Origin of the sequence: Flavihumibacter petaseus NBRC 106054 (assembly GCF_000974785.1) — a bacterium.
Lineage (GTDB): Bacteria > Bacteroidota > Bacteroidia > Chitinophagales > Chitinophagaceae > Flavihumibacter > Flavihumibacter petaseus.
The window spans coordinates 272,838-289,735 of sequence record NZ_BBWV01000002.1 but is presented as its reverse complement, the minus strand read 5'-3'; the positions used below and the strand labels follow the sequence as shown (position 1 = coordinate 289,735).

Below are 16,898 nucleotides of genomic sequence, written 5' to 3'. Positions count from 1 at the left end.
ATTTAATGCAATTTCAGCACCCTGATACTGATGCCATTTTCGAGTTGGGTGGAGTCTCCAAAAAATAGCGCTTCCTCTCCTACTTTCAGTTCACGGTAAATACCTGCTACGGCCATATTGACACGACTGATCACAGCGTGATAAGTCTTGCCGTCCGCATCCTGGATCTCGGCAGTATACCCGTCTTTTCCACCGGGCATTACTTTCATAACTTTCGCGGTAACGGCAAAACCGTCACGGTGTGTACACGCAGTCAGCATTCCTATTAAAAAACAGCATGCGGCCATAGTGGCCAGTCCTCTCCTCATCATTAGCCATTTAGTGAACCCATCGATGACTCCGGGTAACGTGTTCCCGTTGCACCATTGCGGAAAATTTCACTCAATTTGTCCAGTTCTTCGGGTGTCAGTTCAAGTTTGACCGCAGCAGCGTTGTCTTCAAGATATTTCATTTTTTTGGTTCCCGGGATCGGAAAAACATGCTCCCCCTGGGCAAGCACCCAAGCCAGGGCAACCCTTGCGGTGGTCGTGGCTTTGGCCAGCGCGATCTCTTCCACTGCCCTGACGAGTTCAAGGTTCCGGTAAAAATTATCTCCCTGGAAACGGGGACTATGCCGGCGGTAATCATCAGCTGCAAGGTCTTCGGGTGTTTTGATCTGTCCCGTCAGGAAACCTCTACCCAAAGGACTGTAGGCCACAAACGCGACTCCGAGTTCCTTACAGGCCTGCAGCATGCCATCTTCCGGTTCGCGGCTCCATAGGGAATATTCGCTTTGCACCGCTGTTACCGGGTGCACCTTATGCGCTTCCCGAAGCGTCTCCACGGATACTTCACTAAGACCGATCGCCCGGATCTTGCCTTCTTTTACCAGGTCAGCCATCGCACCGATCGTTTCCGCGACCGGTACATTGCGATCCCTGCGATGTACATAATACAGGTCGATCACGTCGATGCCCAGCCGCTGAAGACTACCCTCACAGGATTCCCGGACATACTCCGGCCGCCCGTTCACCCCGCGACTTTGCGGCGCACCGGGCTGCCGCACAATCCCGAATTTGGTGGCCAGCGTGATCGCCTGCCGGTGCTTTCTGAGCGCTTTGCCGACCAGGACCTCATTGGTATAGGGACCGTACATATCGGCCGTATCCCAGAAATGGACACCCAGCTCCACCGCGCGGTCCAGTACACGGAGGCTCTCCCCGTCATCGGTTTGTCCGTAAAATTCGCTCATGCCCATGCAGCCGAGACCAAGGCGGGACGTCACGAGTCCCTGGCTGCCGAGTGGAAGATGTTGGATCATTGTAATGGTTTTAGTAATAGCTTAGGATGATAAAACAAACGGACCCATGCAGAAGTTCTCCCCCATGCGCCTGGTACCACATTTACTGGCTGTTTTCTGCCTTTTGACAGCCACACTTGCCAACCTGCCCGCAGCAGCGCAAAAGCAGGCCCTCCTGCGCGTCGGTGTGGCCGGACTCTCCCATGATCATGCCCACCAGGTAATGTCGCAATTCAAAAAAAGCCTGGTGGAAATTGTAGGCATCGTGGAGCGGGATCACCTGCTGGTGGAGCGTTACAAAAAAACCTATGACTTGCCGGACAGCCTGTTCTATAATGACCTCACGACGCTGATCATGAATAAAAAGCCGGATGCCGTGCTCGCCTACAATGCGATCAATGAACACCTGGCCGTTGTGGAGGCCTGCATTCCGAAGGGTGTTCCTGTAATGGTGGAGAAACCGCTTGCCACCACCATGGTGGATGCCGACAAGATCGCTACGCTTTCCCGCAAACATAAGGTACCGGTTCTCACGAACTACGAAACCACCTGGTACAACAGCAACCAGTTTGTATACAGCGAGGTGAAGAACAAGGGATCGATCGGTGCCATCCGGAAGATGGTAGCCCATGATGGGCACGAGGGACCGAAAGAAATCGGCTGCAGTGCCGAATTCCTGAACTGGCTGACCGACCCTGTTGGCAATGGTGGCGGCGCCTCCCGGGATTTTGGTTGTTACGGCGCAAACCTGATGACCTGGCTGATGGACGGAAGGGCACCCATTTCGGTAACTGCCACCATCAAACGCATTAAGCCGAATGTTTATCCCAAAGTGGATGACGATGCTGTGATCGTGCTGGAATACCCCGATGCCATTGGCATCATCGAAGCCTCCTGGAACTGGCCCTATTCCATCAAAGACCTGGAAGTTTTTGGCGTGAAAGGTTACCTCCAGGCCCAGGATGGCAACCGGGTAAGGCAGCGAAGCAAGGACACTTATCAGCAGTTGAATCCCCCGATCACCAAATACACAGACAATATTCAGTACCTGCAGGCTTATCTCCGGGGAGAAGTTGCCCCCGGTGTGGATCTTTCTTCCCTCGAGAACAACCTGATCGTGGTGAAGATTCTTGATGCTGCTACGCGTTCAGCGGCGTCGGGACAGAAAGTGAAACTCTGATAACGTTGCTGGCACGATGTTTTTTTAATGTAGGCTGTACCCGTACCTTGAAAACAAAGTTGAAAGACTCTTTAATGAACCAGGATGGCGTCTTTGTAGCGATACGAATATCCGCCAACTGTGTAAAATCCTTTCGCGTAAGCGCGAGGGTCATTTCACAACGGCAGCAGCGTGTTTCACGCTGCTGTTTTTTTGGGGAAAAGCCCGCAAAGGTTTTTTCTCGCAAGGTCGCTACGCTCCCCGCAGAGGAGCAAAGGCGCAATGGTTTTTTATAAAAAATTCGAAGTGGTGTCAGAGAGCAGGATTGGTAAAAATCAGTCGCGCATGTCAAGCACTTTCCGCCGAAATAAGTAGCCATTATCGTGAAGGAATGATTTCACATGTGCCGGAAATTCCATGGCTATTGTTTTGGGCGCATATTTAAAGTAAACATCGATGCAGTTGTCTCCTGCCATCAGCATCAATGCTGACCTAATCAACGATATTCACGTTATCATTTGCCATAAAGCCTAAGGTATTTTGAAAGAGACCCTTCAAACAACAACACCGAATACCCCGTCGGGCGTCCACCAGTCTATTGGCTGGTTATTACAAAAAGGAGCGTTTCCGGCCTAGTCAAAACACTGCTCAACCTCTTTCTCATCGCCGGTATTATCCTCACCTGTTTCGGACTTTACAAGCTTGCAATGATTGCTTTAAATTAATCCCCGACAACCAACTCTACTTTTTGTTGCCCGGCTTCCTGGTCATGCCGTAGCCGGGATTGAAACCGAACTGCCGGTAAAAAGGCGCAAGGTTTTCGCCGGTGAAGAGGGTTACAAGGGCATCTTCCAGCGCGTTCGCATCAATCCAGTGGGTGACGGCCTGCATCAGTGCTGCACCGATCCGCTGGTTCTGCCATTCTGGACGAACGATTACATTTTTGATGTAATAGATACTGGCAAGATCGCTGGCCACTTCGGCACAGCCAATAGCTGTTCCTGTCTGGGTGTCTTCTGCCACAACAGAGAAAACCAACTGATTGAGACGCTGCTGGTCAGCTACCCCGCCGGTGGCAGTCCAGCCAACTGAAGCAACTAATGACAACTCTTCTTCCAGTGAGGGCTTTCTCACGACGATGCGTACCTGCTCAGGTAAACTGACTGAACTTTTGTCGCGGATGGAGATGCCGCATCCGAATCGGATCTTGTGCGCATCGGGGTCCTGCACCAGCATCTCCCGGACGCCCCACTCCCGGTCGACAGGCGGTACCAGGATCTGCGCACCGCGGCTTTTGATCAGGTCATGATATTCGTCCACCTTGTCCACAAAAACCGACATCCAGGTGCCGGGATTACCCTGCCCCTTTTCACAGAAAAAAATCTCGAACGAATCTTTACTGATGCCGGCAAATGTTGGCGGATCGCCCCAGGTCCAGTGATTGTCGAAGCCCAGCACGCTGGTGTAATATGCCACGCTGCGCAGCACATCCGAGGAATACAAAATCGGAATTCCTTTCCTGAATTTCATACCAGAATTTACTGAAGTTTCTGTTGCTGTGTTAATGCAATTCGGGGCAGCGTCCAAAAAACATTCCAGGTTATGGTACTGTAATAGTCTCCTCCAATGGATGGCCCCCGGTGTTTCAGTGTGGTCCGCTGCTGTCTGCATACCAGTCTGTTCCCATGCTGTAAGTGCCATTGATATTGACCGCGAATGATTTCCCAAAGACTTTATCCCATCGCAGTGAGGTTTCATTAAAAACAGCCGGATCATGTTCATCACTTGGCAGGTCCTGCACTTTTACACTGTCGAACAACGGTTTTGCAGCCCTTTCAGCAGGATGACCCTGGGCCACAGCTTTTCCAGCGCAGCCTATAATGCAGGAAATACAAACAGCAGCAGTTGCAGTAAAACGTACAGTCATCGCAGTTAGTGGTTTCTTCAGGCCTGCGTCTTCCATTCAAAAATAAGCTACACTACCAGGCGCTTCAGCGCAAGTATCTGACCGCTGTGCAGGCCTTCATGGTACAGCAGAAAATCCAGCGCATCGTCAATATTACTGAGGGTGATGCCATACCCTTTCTGGATGCCTTCCGATGGTGTATAGGTTTGCTGTTGAAAGATACTGTTGTTATAGTCACGCTCCATGTCATCGATGGAATTGATAAAGAGTTCCTTGATCGTATCTGTTTCGGCATCAGCAATAATGCCTTCCGGCTTAGTACCAGTCCGAAAGGGAACGATGTATTTCTGGTCCACGGTCGCTGGTAGCCCGGAACGCAGGTAACTCAATCCCTGGCCCGCACAAATCAGGTGGGCAATGTTCCAGATGATATTATTGTTGAAACCTTCCGGGATTCTGTTCAGTTGCTCATTGGAAAGTCCATCGAGTTGCCGGAGGATAAATAACCTGACCTGCCTGATTTTATTGATGCTGTTTTGCATTGATAGTTAACGTCTTTTGGTTTTTGGATGGACCAAATTAGACAATTGGAACGGAACATTTTTACGGAGCACAATTACTAATTATTTTAGCATTACCTTTGCTCCATGGGGCTGTATTGGATCACCATAGTGGACGCCTCCGGGCGTAAAATGGAGGGTGCGCGGGCGATCACCAGCGATGACCTGGACTTTGTCTTTAATCATTTCCTGAACAAAGCCGCAGCAACGATGGGCAGCCGCGAACAGATCCGTTACTACGATTGCATGATGATCAGCCGCAACAGTCCCAAGTGGAAGGAATACCAGCAACAGCAGGCACAACGAAGGGGCCCGGGGAAATACAGGCCGATGCGTGGCTAGGCCGGCATGACCGATGCTGCCCTTACTTTTTCGACAGGGTATCTGTCATCAGGTTCAGTTTGTACAGCTGCTTTTTCTTCTGGTTGACCACCATTCCGAACAAGGGCTCCGGCGTATACCCATCGGCGGGAGAAGCTCCCATGAACAGGCGATATCCCTTTCCACCGGCAAAAAAGCCAGTCTCTCCGTCTTCCATCACCGATATGCCGGTTGCATCCGTCCCGTTTTCGCCATCCAGTGCCATCACCACCCGGTTTTGCTGGTTCTCAAGACGAATGACCCCTATCCCACCCCGCTCAAATCCTTCGTGATCGCAAAAGATCAACCCGGTTTGCTTACCGATCCGCTGGCCGATATTGGCATCAGGCACGCCGTCGCCAAGGCAAACCTTATCAAATCCATTTTCATCCAGCACCAGGATCCCGTTCGCCTGGTGATTGTACTCCCGGTACCATTTCATATACTGGTCGGCATTGCCAAACCGCTTCGACCACAAAGCCCTTACCCGGGCAGTATCTGTCCTCACCCGGTTGGAAGCCTGTGGCAGCGGGGCGCCGATCAGGATCCTTTCGCGTCCCTGGTCATCTACAATAACGATCCCCTTTGCCCGGATAACTTTTGCATTATCTCCCTTGTCCCGAAAGGAAACCAGAACCTGTGCGAAGAGTGCGAGTACCAGGAAGGAGGCGATGAAGGAGATGCGGTTCAGTCGCTTCCGTTGTTGCAGCAATTGTTGCTGAAGCAATTCATATTCGGTGTGAGCAGGCATAATAAGTGTTTTAGTTCATCGCTAAATAATAACAATCTGCGGGTAACAGCCACGCCTGACCGATGAACTGGCAAACTCCCTGTATGAACCGGCACAACAGTTCATCCGACACATTCAGCAAACGGGCAAAGGGCAGGAAAGCACAGGAAATCAGATTACAGCTGATCAGCAGGTACTGCAGGCAATAAGTGTGGTAGCAGCAAGGTGAATGTAGCACCTGCACCGGGTGTTGCAGTAGCGAAGATCTGGCCGTTGTGGTTCTCCATGATCTTTTTACACATGGCCAGCCCGATCCCGTTTCCGGCATATTCCGTACGGCCATGCAGCCGCTGAAAAATATTGAAGATCTGGTTGGCATAATCCTGCTGGAAGCCGATGCCATTATCAGAAAAATCAATCCGGCTGCAGGCAATACCAGGCTTCAGGTGTGCCGCAACCTGCTCGCCCGCATCAAGCAACCGGTGGGAGATGACGATCCGCAGCGGCTCATCTGCTTTGGCGAATTTCAGTGCATTCGAAATCAGGTTGCCAAATACCTGGCTCATCTGGATAGGGATAGCTTCCACCACCGGCAACGATCCCTTTACTTCAATAGTGCACTGCTTCTCCTGGATCATCAGTTCATAATCAGTGATGACATCCGCCAGCAATTCATTGAGGTCAACCCTTTCAAATTTTTCCAGGTGAGACGACAATTGCGAGATGCTCAGCACGTCGCGGATCAGGGCCAGCATCCGGGAGGAAGAACGGCTGATTTTCTCGATATAGCTATTAACCTTGGGATCATGGGAGTCAGCCAGCAGGTTCTTCAATGCATCGATGAAGATGCTGATCTTACGCGCCGGCTCCTGCAGGTCATGAGAGGAGATGTATGCGAACTGCGACAACTCCGCATTTTTTCTTTCCAGGCTTTCCGTACGCTCCTGAACAATCTCTTCAATCTTATGGCGTGCCAGAACCTGTGGTGTTACATCGTTCGTAATCGCCAGCACCCCGATTACCACGCCATTGGCATCGCGGTAAGGTTCGTACACAAAATTCTGGAAGACCGTTTCAGCAATACCGTTCCGCACCAGTTGGACGGGCATTTCATAGGCCACAAAAGGCGCGCCGGTCTGGTAAACATTATCCAGCAGGTCTTCCAGGCCCTGGTTGCGCGCATCAGGCAGGCCTTCAAAGATGGGCCGTTGCATGACCGATTCCACAGGCTTCCCCCAGAGTTCCAGCATCATATCATTGGCAAGCTCTACCACATGATCAGGGCCCAGCAGGATGCACATGGCGACCGGCGCCTGCTTCACCATCTGCCGGAAATTACTTTCACTCTGTTCCACCTGCAATTTGGCAAGATTAAGATCGGTCACATCGGCAGCCGTGTTCAGGATTCCATAAACATTGCCCCGGCTATCCAGCAACGGCGTGAAGCTGTAATTAAAAAAGAAGGAATCCGGTTTTCCATTGACAACCAGGTCAACCTTCTGGTTCCTTGCATGAAATGCCTTGCCGGTTTTGAACACATTTGTCAGCTGCGGGTAAATATCCTGGCTCTCCAGTTCGGGCAACACTTCCATATAGGTTTTACCGATAAGATCATGGCCCTTTCCCCAAACGGTCATGATGGCCTGGTTCAGCATGGTAATGGTCATTTCCGGACCCTCGTAAACGCCGATCGGGAACGGCGCACCTTCTACCAGTGAGCGGATCTTGTTTTCGCTTTGCTCCAGTTTCTGGCGCACGATCATTTCCTGCGTCACATCCACTGCTACCACCATCACACCCGTGATATTACCTTCGCCATCGCGGAAAGCTTCATATACAAAATGCACATAGGCCAGTTGGGTTCCACCGTTCCTGTAAAGGGTAACAGGAGCGCCATAGGCGGTATAGGTCAGTCCGGATTGATAGACAGAATCCAGCAACGCTTCAAAACCTTCTTTCCTGGCTTCCACCAGTTCATCAAATACGGGCTTGCCCATCATCTGCGACCTCGGTTTGCCCCAGAGTTCAAACATCCGGTCATTGGCGATTTCTACAATATGATCGGGTCCTTTCAGAATGCTGATTGCAACGGGTGCCTGCTGGATCATATTTTGCAGATTCACCTCGCTGCGTTGCAGCGCAATCTGCGCATTCTCCAGCTTCCTGATCGTTTCCACTTTATTGGTGGTTTCATGACAAACCACCAATACGCCCCCAATCTCGTCTTCGTCAAAAACAGCGCTGTAACTGAAGGTCCAGTAAACATCTTCGATCTTACCATTGCGGTAAATAGGAACCAGCTGGTCTTCGAGGAAAAATGATTCCCCGGTCGTCCTGACCTTCCGGATCAACGGGTAGATAATTTCCCAGATTTCTGGCCAGCAATCACGGGCGTGCTGACCCAACGCTATGGGGTGTTTGCCATTTTCGCCGAGACTTGGCCGGTAAGCATCGTTGTAAAACTGGATCATCTCATCTCCCCACCAAAGAAACATGGGAAAGCCTGAATGCAGGATAATGCCGACGGTGGTACGCAGCGCAGGTGGCCATTCTTCTACTGACCCTACGGCTGTTGAAGACCAGTCGAAATTTCTGACCAGTTCGCCCAGTTCTCCACCACCTTCCAGAAATGTATACTTGTTGATTGCTACTGCCATGGCGTGTAGGTGTTGAAGGTAGCGGTTTTTGGGGATTGACGGGCATAGCTTTTGAATAGCCTGTGTACCAAATAACCCGTATGAATAAGACCATTCCTGTTTCGTTACTCGCCATGGCTGCAGTATTCTCCGGTTGCGAAGCGATCGGCACTATTTTCAAAGGAGGCATGTGGTTCGGTATTATCCTGGTAGTTGGGCTGATAGCATTGATTATGATCGTGATCGGGCGCAGCCGCAAGTAATTCCGGTAATTAGAAGTATCTTCAGCAGTCCCCTGAACAGTGCAGGGTATCTGCATGAACAAGACCTATCTCGTCAGCCTGTTGTTACTGATCTTGGTTGTTCCTGTAACCGGAACATTCCTGGAACTTAGCCGGCGAGAAATTCCATTCACTGTCGAACTATTTGGCAAATGGTTTATTTTCTCCGCTGCAGGGTTACGCCTTTTTATCGCCGGGCTAAGGCAATCACTGCAACCTTCTTTTACTGCACATAAGATCTTCCATTTTACCGGCACCGACAGTTATGCCGTGATCCGGGAACTGGGATTTGCCAATATCTGCCTGGGACTCATGGGCATCATCTCCATTTCGCGGCCAGACTGGCGAATGCCGGCTGCATTTGCCAGTGGTTTATACTATGGCCTTGCGGGATTGCTCCACATTATTAAGAAACCCACAGGCATTAATGAAGCGGTTGCGATGTGGACCGACCTGATCATATTTGCCCTTCTTGCCGCCTGTTTTCTTTCTATGACTTTACCAGGCAGCAGCTATATTTGCATGCCTACAACCTTTCCTTATGAAACAGATGCTTTCCCTATTTCTGCTCATCTCTCTTTTTTCCTGTGGCTCCAAAGACACCCTGGTTCCCGAAGTTCCTGTATATGAACCGCCAACAGACTCCATTGCAACCGCTGGCTATCATTCCGGGCTGATCGTCTATGGAGAGCGGTCAAGCCAATATCAGGTTTCCGACCGGGTGGGCATCATTGACATGGCAACGGGAACTGAGCGGCTCCTTTATCCTGAAAACGACACAGTTGTCAACTGCTTAGCCCGCTTTCCGCGGTTCGACAGGACTTCGGATCGCATTATTTTTACTGCCCGGCCCGAAACAGGCACGACAAACCATGATATCTTTTCCATCAAAGCCGACGGAACAGGTCTTACCAATCTGACCAATTCGCCAAATTCGAATGAACAGATTGCCTGCCCCGCACCCGATGGCAAACTGGTTGCTTTTATCAATGCATCCAACTATAAAGTATGGCAACTCAATCTGCTTTACCCCGACAATACACGCAAAACCCTGGCGCAGTGGAACAATGGCAAACTCAACAATATAACCGACAACTACCTGATGTGGTCAAGGGATGGTGCACATATTTTTTACACTGCCACCAAGGATTCCCTGTTGACCGGCGTATACCGGTATGATGTGGCCACGGGTGAAAGCACATTGCTGACGGATAAATCCTTCAACTGTATCATCACTGCATTGTCGCCGGTTGACTACAGGATCATGGTGTTACAGGTGCGGCCCGATGTCTACAAGACTGCACTGATTTCGATGGACTTTAACGGTAAGAACATTGTTACTGAGACCACATTCGATAGTGGCAGTCCGGGTGAAGGTGCCTGGTCCCCTGATGGTCAACATATCGTTTTTTGTGTTGACCGTAAGCGACCGGCAAACCAACAGATGCAATACTACTTCCTGGCTGATCCACAACATGTGGGAGAAAGAATTGGCGCGGAGAGAGGCAGTAAAATGGCGTTCGACTGGAAATAGATTTCTTTAATGATCAGTGATCCTGATGCCCCTGAAAATCTTTACCTGTGCATCTACAACAGCCTGGTTGAATCCATGTGCCGTATTGGGCAAAAGAACATATTCCTTATGCGGTGCTTTTAGCTTGTCGAAATACTGCCTGGTTGACGCCGCTGGTGTGAGCAGATCTGCTTCGCCCTGAATGAGGTAAACAGGCACTTTGAATTCCAGGTTATTCTCTGCAAAATTGATGGATCTGCGCATCGCCGATACCTTCAATTGCTGATCGCCAACAAAGTTGACAAAGGAATAGTCGTCTCCATTTTCACGGTCCCGGCTATCCTTAGCGTTATCAAAGCCGGGCATTTCTGTAAACCATCCTTTGGGTGCAGGCGCTGAATTTTCCCTTTCATATTTCTTGACAATCCGCCACAATTGTCCCACTGTTCTTGCCCGGCTATAAGGCGGCTTTTCGATTTCCCTCAGCTTATTCAGCGATGCAGTATCATGTGATCTCGTTGCCAGTGTCAAGACCTTTTCATACAACAGGGAATCACTGGAAGGATTGACGATCTGGGAATGTCCTACCCAGGCGTAAAAGAGATCAGGCTGCCGGGTAACCATCGTTACGCCAAGCGCAGACCCCCAGGATGTTCCGAAAAGGATGATCTTTTGTTTGCCCAGATACTGACAGAGAAACTGCGCAAGGGTAATACCATCCGCTGCCATTTGATCGATTGTTAACGGATTGGCCTGCAGAAACGATGATGTCAGTTCATCCGGCGCAGTTTTTCCATATGTCCTTCCCGCACCACGCTGATCCCACTGCACCAGCACGAATTCTTTTTCGAGGTCCTTGTAAATATGATCGGCATAGGGGCTCATTACACTACCGGGACCGCCATGCAGGAAAAGGATGACCGGCTTGCTGCGATCGCCTTTTATGGTCACCCACTGCTCGATGCCGTTAATAGCAATAAAGTTCTCTTCGGAAATCATGTTTTCTGATGTTGCCTGTTGTGACCAGGAAATTGCAGGAGTAAGAACAGCCGCTGCCAGGAATACAAAAAATACCAGTGATCTGATGGACATGAAGCGAATTTACAATGTATTGGTGCAGCCAAAACAATGTAGTTTCGTGATTTCCTAGTCAAGGATAGTATATGCGTGCACGACAACCCTTAACAGCTATTGTAATTTCATTGATTGCCCTCCTGCTCCTTCAGCCTTTGCACGCACAGGAAAAACTCCCCTATAAAAATCCCAAACTGTCTTCTTCTGAACGGGCGCGCGACCTGATCAGCCGGATGACCCTGGAAGAAAAAGTGGGACAACTCCTTTGCCCTATGGGCTGGGAGATGTATGAAAGAAAAGGAAATGATGTCACCTATTCCGCAAAATATAAGGCGCTGATCGACTCCCAGCACGTCGGCATGTTCTGGGCCGTGTTCCGGGCTGATCCGTGGACGAAAAAAACACTGGCCAATGGTCTGACACCTGAACTGGCAGCAAAGGCTGCCAATGCCCTTCAACAATATGCCATGGAAAAGACGCGGCTGGGTATCCCTGTTTTTATTGCGGAAGAGGCCCCGCACGGACATATGGCCATAGGTACCACTGTTTTCCCCGTCGGCATCGGTCTTGCATCAACCTGGAACACTTCCCTGCAGGAGCAGGTGTTTCAGGCTATCGCTAAAGAAGTCCGTCTCCAGGGAGCCCATATCGGATATGGTCCCGTACTGGACCTTTCCCGCGAACCCCGCTGGTCGAGGGTGGAGGAAACCTACGGCGAAGACCCGGTGCTCAGTGGTGCTATGGGCGCCGCTTCTGCCAGGGGCGCTGGTGGTGGCAATCTTAAAAATCCCTTCAGCACCATCACCACCATCAAACATTTTATTGCCTACGGCATTCCCGAAGGTGGCCACAACGGCAATTCCTCCATTGTTGGTCCGCGCGAACTACAGGAATCTTTCCTGCCACCGTTCAAAGCCACTGTTGATGCAGGAGCCTTGTCCATCATGACGGCATACAATTCGATCGATGGTATTCCCTGTACCGGAAATGGCTACCTGCTCAATGATGTACTGCGCGGTGCGTGGAAATTCAATGGATTTGTAGTGTCTGATCTTTTCAGTATTGACGGACTCATGGGCAGCCACCGCGTTGCCCGCAGCATCCGCGAGGCGGGAACAATGGCTTTAAAGGCAGGCGTTGATGCCGACCTTGGCGCCAGACCTTTTTCTGAACTGCCACTGGCAGTGAAAGAAGGCACTATCAAAGTTGGCGTAATCGATACTGCAGTATTCCGGATCCTGCGACTGAAATTCGAAATGGGTTTGTTTGAACACCCCTATGTGGATCCGGCACAGGCTAAGACGGGTGTTCGCACTGCAGCACACATCACTCTGGCCAGAACAGCAGCCCGTGAATCGGTTGTATTGCTGGAAAATAAACAAGGCACACTACCCTTGTCCAAAAACATCAAAAGAATTGCGGTGATCGGCCCCAATGCAGACACCTACTATAACCAGCTGGGAGACTATACGGCACCGCAGGATCGTTCCAATATCAGCACGGTACTTGATGGTGCCAGGGCGAAGCTGCCCCATGCTGAAGTATTGTATGTAAAAGGAACTGCCATCCGCGATACCACACAAACCGCTATCCCGGACGCTGTGGAAGCCGCCCGGAATTCGGATGTTGCCATTGTTGTGGTTGGCGGTTCCAGTGCCCGTGATTTCAAAACAGAATACATAGAAACCGGTGCCGCCACTGCCTCCGGCGAATCGGTGAGCGATATGGAAAGCGGCGAAGGCTTTGACCGGTCCACACTCGATCTGATGGGCAACCAGCTGGAATTGCTGAAAGCAGTGAAGGCAACGGGTAAGCCCCTGATCGTGGTGTATATCCAGGGAAGGCCGCTGAATATGAACTGGGCTGCTGAAAATGCTGACGCCCTGCTGACAGCCTGGTACCCCGGACAGGAAGGCGGCAATGCGATCGCTGATGTGATCTTTGGTGATTACAATCCTGCGGGCCGTCTGCCGATCTCTGTTCCGCGCTCCGTCGGGCAACTCCCGGTTTATTATAACAAAAAAATCCCCCGCGGCCACGATTATGTGGAGGGCCCGGCCACGCCTTTGTATGCTTTCGGCTATGGTAAAAGTTTTTCCAGTTTCGTTTACAGCGATCTGAAAATTGAACCCGCAGACAAAGGTTTTACCATCAGCTTCGCTGTTAAAAATACCAGCACCATCAATGGCGAGGAAGTAGTACAACTGTACCTCAGGCACAATGTAGCCTCAACCGTGCAACCCATTAAACAACTGAAACAATTCAGGCGGCTGCAGGTAAAAGCAGGTGAAACCGTCCAGGTCAACCTCCGTTTGAGTGACTATGATCTGTCCGTGATCAACCCTGAAATGAAAAGAATGGTAGAAGCTGGCACTATTGACATCATGATCGGAGCATCTTCCGAAGACATCCGGCTGAAAGAGGCCATCACCATCAGGGATACAGCGTCATTACCGCTGTACCGCTGATAAATATTTTTCGATCGCCTTGTACCGGGCAACCGCTGCGGCATCCTTTCCTTCTGTCGGCATGTATTCGGCCCAGTTCAATGGCGTTCCATCATAAGCCATATCGCGGGCATTAAGATCTGCACCGGCATCCACCAGCAGCTTTACCGCTTCCAGTGATCCGGAAAATACGGCCTGGTGCAGGGGGCTTGCATGAGAATGGAAGCCCCCGAAGTCCGACAGGCTTCCACTGCCGTTAGCCTGGGCGCCATTTCGCAGCAGCAGGTCAATTGCTGGTGCATCGCCAAAGAAAGCCGCCACTGTTAAGGCAACAAATAATTCCGAGGGTGTTGCAGTAGCCAGTAATCTATTCGCATCGGCAGTTTGTTGAAGCGCAATGGCCGTTGCCAGGTTATACCCGGCACCTTTGCTGAGCAGGAATTTCGCAGCGTCAAGATTTCGTTGCCCGATGGGTCCCAATACACTCCCGTTTACACTGGCTCCTTTCGCGATCAATATTTCCATCAGGGGAATCTGCAAACCACACTCCTTTGGGATGCGACCTGTTGCTACCAGTCCCAGTGTATAGTTCAGGATGAAAGCATAATTGGCGTCCTGTTGTTGTTGCAGCGCTTCTATCAGCACTTCCGTCACATCAACTATATTGGCTGGTAATTTTTCGTGCCGGATGGGATTGTCTGCAACATACCAGATCAGGTAAGGGTCTTTGAAATACCCTTCCGATTCCGCAGTTTCCAGGCGTTTGGTGATTAATGTCGGATATTCCTGCAGCAGGGATTGCAAGGCCATAATATCACCGGCATCTATTGCTTCAACTGCTTTATGAAACTGTTTATCCGGAACTGCCGTCATGTTCAAGATTCATTTTATCCTATTAATAATACGACATTTCTCCGGAAGAAAATAATTTAATCATCTGATTAAAATATTTGATTAACCCCCTATCTTTGCCCCATTATCTGAACGTCATGGCCACCAAAGCCACTTCCGCAAAAGGTAAGCGCAACAGCGCACAGGCAGCGAAAACTACCGCACCGGCAAAGGCAAAGGTTTCGCCCAAACCGAAGCGCCCCCTTGACTCCAACACTGAATCCATTATCAAATCCGCAGCCCGTACGGTTTTCCACCAGAAAGGATTTGCCGCCACCCGCACCCGTGACATCGCAGCCGCAGCGAACATGAACCTGGCCCTGCTCAACTATTATTTCAAAAGCAAGGAAAACCTGTTTCAGATCATCATGGTAGAGACCTTGTCCGGCTTCTTCGGAACCATGTTGGTGGTGTTCAACGATACAAGCACCACCCTGGAAAAAAAGATAACACTGGCCGTGGAAGGATATATTGACCTGATCATCACCGAACCGGAAGTACCGCTTTTCATGATGAGTGAGATCAGGACCAGCGCCAAAAACCTGCTGACCAGGCTGAAAGGCCCGGAATCGATCCTGCAGACTGTCTTTGTTTCCCAGTACCAGGAAGCGGTGAAGCAGGGAAAAATCACCGAACCCAATCCCCTGCATTTTCTGCTGAACCTGCTCGGTATGATTATGTTCCCTTTTATCGCCAGCCCTATGGTGAAAACGATCGCCAAACTATCCGACAAACAATTTGAAAAGCTCATGCTTGAAAGAAAGCAACGCATACCGGTGTGGGTAAAAGCGATGCTGAAAGCGAAATAAATTTTTTTGGGAGATGTTTAAACACCTGATTAAAATCGCCGCCTGTATGGGGTTAGCTGCTGCGCAGGCTAAAGCTCAACCCCTCACCATCGACAGTTGTTACGCGATGGCCCTGCGTAACTATCCGCAGATCCGGCAATACGCCCTCATCGACAAAACGCGCGACTACACATTGAACAATGCAGCCAAGGCCTACCTGCCACAGGTGAGCCTCACGGCCATTGAAGGCTATGTGTTCGGCGGTTTCCCGGAATCCGGTGGCAGCAATTTCAAATTCATCGGGCTGGCGCAGGTGAACCAGACCGTCTGGGATGGCGGAGCCACGAAAACGCAAAAGAAAATCATTGAAGCTTCCGCCGAAGCCGACAAAGCCTCAGTCGATGTGTCGCTTCATGACATTCGTTCCCGCGTCAACCAGTTGTATTTCGGCGTATTGATGGTGGACGAACAACTCAAACAGCTGGCCATCCAGGACTCCATTCTCAACAACAATATCCGGGCGGTGCAGCTGAAAAGCGATAACGGTCTCGCGTACAAAACAGATGTGGATGAGGTCAGGGCAGAACAGCTCCGTCTCCACCAGCAACGCACCGAATTCAGTTATACGCGCAGCGGTTATATCAAAGTACTTTCCCTGCTGATTGCCCGCCCGCTCAACAACGAGGCTATACTTGACAAACCCCTCCCGGCTGGCCAATATGCCGGTATGGACATTGTGCGACCGGAACTCAACCTGTTCAAACAGCAACGCAACCTCGCTACTGCCCAGGCCGGTATGCAGAAAGTAAATCTTTACCCGAAGCTGGGTGTACTGGGGGCAGGGGTGTTGTTTGCCCCGGGCATCAATCTTGGCCCCACTGCCCTGTCGAGTCTCGGTGTTCTCGGGGTAAGTGCCTCCTGGAACATCAACGGCCTATACAAAAACAACAACGACAAACAGCTCACCACGCAGCAGCTGAACAAGATTGACGTGCAGGAAGCTACCTTCCTGTTCAACACCCGGCTGCAGTTGTCGCAATCGGCTGCCACAATCGACAAACAACGCGCTATTCTTACCGACGACGAATCCATCGTGGCCCTGCGACGGTCCATTCGCGAAGGCTACCAGGTAAAATATGACAACGGCGTCAGTCCCGTGATCGACCTCCTCAATGCCGGTCAGCGCGAACTCGATGCCCGCGCCCTGAAAGCCCTGCACGAAATGCAGTTGCTCATGACCATCTACGACTATAAAACGATTTCCGGAAACTAAT

At 50.7% G+C, this 16,898-nt stretch carries 17 protein-coding genes; 8 read left to right on the top strand and 9 right to left on the bottom strand.

What is annotated here, in order from left to right:
- Positions 1-2 precede the first annotated feature (2 nt).
- Positions 3-308 carry a hypothetical protein gene (locus tag FPE01S_RS11095; RefSeq protein WP_157473991.1) on the bottom strand — a complete coding sequence of 102 codons (306 nt, stop codon included), beginning with the start codon at positions 306-308 and terminating at the stop codon, positions 3-5.
- Positions 309-310: 2 nt separating this feature from the next.
- Entirely contained in the window at positions 311-1,300 is a 990-nt protein-coding gene (locus FPE01S_RS11090; protein ID WP_157473990.1) for an aldo/keto reductase, read from the bottom strand.
- A gap of 46 nt (positions 1,301-1,346) precedes the next feature.
- Here FPE01S_RS11090 and FPE01S_RS11085 point away from each other — a divergent pair, with 46 nt between their 5' ends.
- A complete protein-coding gene (locus tag FPE01S_RS11085) occupies positions 1,347-2,459 on the top strand; it encodes a Gfo/Idh/MocA family protein (RefSeq protein ID WP_245623987.1) in 1,113 nt (370 codons plus the stop codon).
- A 720-nt stretch (positions 2,460-3,179) separates the two neighbouring features.
- Here FPE01S_RS11085 and FPE01S_RS11080 read toward each other — a convergent pair.
- From FPE01S_RS11080 to FPE01S_RS11070, 3 genes are read right to left on the bottom strand one after another with little or no spacing between them, the layout of a single operon-like run.
- On the bottom strand, positions 3,180-4,109 hold the full coding sequence (locus FPE01S_RS11080) for a GNAT family N-acetyltransferase (protein ID WP_281176200.1): 930 nt from the start codon (positions 4,107-4,109) through the stop codon (positions 3,180-3,182).
- Positions 4,084-4,365, bottom strand: a complete 282-nt coding sequence (locus tag FPE01S_RS26000) for a hypothetical protein (protein ID WP_169749156.1) — start codon at positions 4,363-4,365, stop codon at positions 4,084-4,086. The genes FPE01S_RS11080 and FPE01S_RS26000 overlap by 26 nt, the downstream gene beginning before the upstream one ends.
- Before the next feature lie 47 nt (positions 4,366-4,412).
- A complete protein-coding gene (locus FPE01S_RS11070) occupies positions 4,413-4,886 on the bottom strand; it encodes a DinB family protein (RefSeq protein ID WP_046369072.1) in 474 nt (157 codons plus the stop codon).
- A 105-nt stretch (positions 4,887-4,991) separates the two neighbouring features.
- Here FPE01S_RS11070 and FPE01S_RS11065 point away from each other — a divergent pair, with 105 nt between their 5' ends.
- Complete coding sequence (locus tag FPE01S_RS11065) at positions 4,992-5,246, top strand: hypothetical protein (RefSeq protein ID WP_046369071.1); 255 nt, start codon at positions 4,992-4,994, stop codon at positions 5,244-5,246.
- A 22-nt stretch (positions 5,247-5,268) separates the two neighbouring features.
- On the opposite strand, the gene FPE01S_RS11060 is transcribed toward FPE01S_RS11065, so the two are convergent.
- A complete protein-coding gene (locus FPE01S_RS11060; protein ID WP_046369070.1) occupies positions 5,269-6,015 on the bottom strand; it encodes a hypothetical protein in 747 nt (248 codons plus the stop codon).
- A gap of 155 nt (positions 6,016-6,170) precedes the next feature.
- The gene (locus FPE01S_RS11055; RefSeq protein WP_046369069.1) at positions 6,171-8,651 is read right to left on the bottom strand and encodes a PAS domain-containing sensor histidine kinase; all 2,481 of its coding nucleotides are present in this window, start codon (positions 8,649-8,651) and stop codon (positions 6,171-6,173) included.
- Between the two features lie 80 nt (positions 8,652-8,731).
- Between FPE01S_RS11055 and FPE01S_RS25880 the strand changes: the two genes are divergently transcribed.
- The 3 genes from FPE01S_RS25880 to FPE01S_RS11045 are packed head-to-tail and all read left to right on the top strand — an operon-like array spanning position 8,732 to position 10,445.
- Positions 8,732-8,893 carry a phosphatidate cytidylyltransferase gene (locus FPE01S_RS25880; protein ID WP_157473989.1) on the top strand — a complete coding sequence of 54 codons (162 nt, stop codon included), beginning with the start codon at positions 8,732-8,734 and terminating at the stop codon, positions 8,891-8,893.
- A 54-nt stretch (positions 8,894-8,947) separates the two neighbouring features.
- Entirely contained in the window at positions 8,948-9,541 is a 594-nt protein-coding gene (locus FPE01S_RS11050) for a DUF6790 family protein (RefSeq protein ID WP_052955715.1), read from the top strand.
- Complete coding sequence (locus FPE01S_RS11045) at positions 9,453-10,445, top strand: PD40 domain-containing protein (protein WP_083990236.1); 993 nt, start codon at positions 9,453-9,455, stop codon at positions 10,443-10,445. The genes FPE01S_RS11050 and FPE01S_RS11045 overlap by 89 nt, the downstream gene beginning before the upstream one ends.
- A 6-nt stretch (positions 10,446-10,451) precedes the next feature.
- Here FPE01S_RS11045 and FPE01S_RS11040 read toward each other — a convergent pair whose 3' ends face one another.
- Positions 10,452-11,516 (bottom strand): alpha/beta fold hydrolase, encoded by a 1,065-nt coding sequence (locus FPE01S_RS11040; protein ID WP_052955714.1) that lies wholly within the window; start codon positions 11,514-11,516, stop codon positions 10,452-10,454.
- A gap of 71 nt (positions 11,517-11,587) precedes the next feature.
- Between FPE01S_RS11040 and FPE01S_RS11035 the strand changes: the two genes are divergently transcribed.
- On the top strand, positions 11,588-13,966 hold the full coding sequence (locus FPE01S_RS11035) for a glycoside hydrolase family 3 N-terminal domain-containing protein (RefSeq protein ID WP_046369067.1): 2,379 nt from the start codon (positions 11,588-11,590) through the stop codon (positions 13,964-13,966).
- Here FPE01S_RS11035 and FPE01S_RS11030 read toward each other — a convergent pair.
- Positions 13,949-14,818, bottom strand: a complete 870-nt coding sequence (locus FPE01S_RS11030; RefSeq protein WP_046369066.1) for an ankyrin repeat domain-containing protein — start codon at positions 14,816-14,818, stop codon at positions 13,949-13,951. The two genes, FPE01S_RS11035 and FPE01S_RS11030, sit on opposite strands and share 18 nt — an antisense overlap.
- A gap of 116 nt (positions 14,819-14,934) precedes the next feature.
- Here FPE01S_RS11030 and FPE01S_RS11025 point away from each other — a divergent pair, with 116 nt between their 5' ends.
- The gene (locus tag FPE01S_RS11025) at positions 14,935-15,645 is read left to right on the top strand and encodes a TetR/AcrR family transcriptional regulator (protein WP_083990235.1); all 711 of its coding nucleotides are present in this window, start codon (positions 14,935-14,937) and stop codon (positions 15,643-15,645) included.
- A 13-nt stretch (positions 15,646-15,658) separates the two neighbouring features.
- Positions 15,659-16,897 carry a TolC family protein gene (locus tag FPE01S_RS11020; protein WP_046369065.1) on the top strand — a complete coding sequence of 413 codons (1,239 nt, stop codon included), beginning with the start codon at positions 15,659-15,661 and terminating at the stop codon, positions 16,895-16,897.
- Position 16,898: the final 1 nt, after the last annotated feature.

What these genes read in the sequence shown, in the direction of transcription:
- FPE01S_RS11080 (WP_281176200.1), bottom strand. Translation starts at nt 4,109, where the DNA reads ATGCAGACAGCAGCGGACCACACTGAAACACCGGGGGCCATCCATTGG.
- FPE01S_RS11020 (WP_046369065.1), top strand. Translation starts at nt 15,659, where the DNA reads ATGTTTAAACACCTGATTAAAATCGCCGCCTGTATGGGGTTAGCTGCT.
- FPE01S_RS11070 (WP_046369072.1), bottom strand. Translation starts at nt 4,886, where the DNA reads ATGCAAAACAGCATCAATAAAATCAGGCAGGTCAGGTTATTTATCCTC.
- FPE01S_RS11035 (WP_046369067.1), top strand. Translation starts at nt 11,588, where the DNA reads ATGCGTGCACGACAACCCTTAACAGCTATTGTAATTTCATTGATTGCC.
- FPE01S_RS11085 (WP_245623987.1), top strand. Translation starts at nt 1,347, where the DNA reads ATGCAGAAGTTCTCCCCCATGCGCCTGGTACCACATTTACTGGCTGTT.
- FPE01S_RS11040 (WP_052955714.1), bottom strand. Translation starts at nt 11,516, where the DNA reads ATGTCCATCAGATCACTGGTATTTTTTGTATTCCTGGCAGCGGCTGTT.
- FPE01S_RS11090 (WP_157473990.1), bottom strand. Translation starts at nt 1,300, where the DNA reads ATGATCCAACATCTTCCACTCGGCAGCCAGGGACTCGTGACGTCCCGC.
- FPE01S_RS11055 (WP_046369069.1), bottom strand. Translation starts at nt 8,651, where the DNA reads ATGGCAGTAGCAATCAACAAGTATACATTTCTGGAAGGTGGTGGAGAA.
- FPE01S_RS11095 (WP_157473991.1), bottom strand. Translation starts at nt 308, where the DNA reads ATGAGGAGAGGACTGGCCACTATGGCCGCATGCTGTTTTTTAATAGGA.
- FPE01S_RS11065 (WP_046369071.1), top strand. Translation starts at nt 4,992, where the DNA reads ATGGGGCTGTATTGGATCACCATAGTGGACGCCTCCGGGCGTAAAATG.
- FPE01S_RS11025 (WP_083990235.1), top strand. Translation starts at nt 14,935, where the DNA reads ATGGCCACCAAAGCCACTTCCGCAAAAGGTAAGCGCAACAGCGCACAG.
- FPE01S_RS26000 (WP_169749156.1), bottom strand. Translation starts at nt 4,365, where the DNA reads ATGACTGTACGTTTTACTGCAACTGCTGCTGTTTGTATTTCCTGCATT.
- FPE01S_RS11030 (WP_046369066.1), bottom strand. Translation starts at nt 14,818, where the DNA reads ATGACGGCAGTTCCGGATAAACAGTTTCATAAAGCAGTTGAAGCAATA.
- FPE01S_RS25880 (WP_157473989.1), top strand. Translation starts at nt 8,732, where the DNA reads ATGAATAAGACCATTCCTGTTTCGTTACTCGCCATGGCTGCAGTATTC.
- FPE01S_RS11050 (WP_052955715.1), top strand. Translation starts at nt 8,948, where the DNA reads ATGAACAAGACCTATCTCGTCAGCCTGTTGTTACTGATCTTGGTTGTT.
- FPE01S_RS11060 (WP_046369070.1), bottom strand. Translation starts at nt 6,015, where the DNA reads ATGCCTGCTCACACCGAATATGAATTGCTTCAGCAACAATTGCTGCAA.
- FPE01S_RS11045 (WP_083990236.1), top strand. Translation starts at nt 9,453, where the DNA reads ATGAAACAGATGCTTTCCCTATTTCTGCTCATCTCTCTTTTTTCCTGT.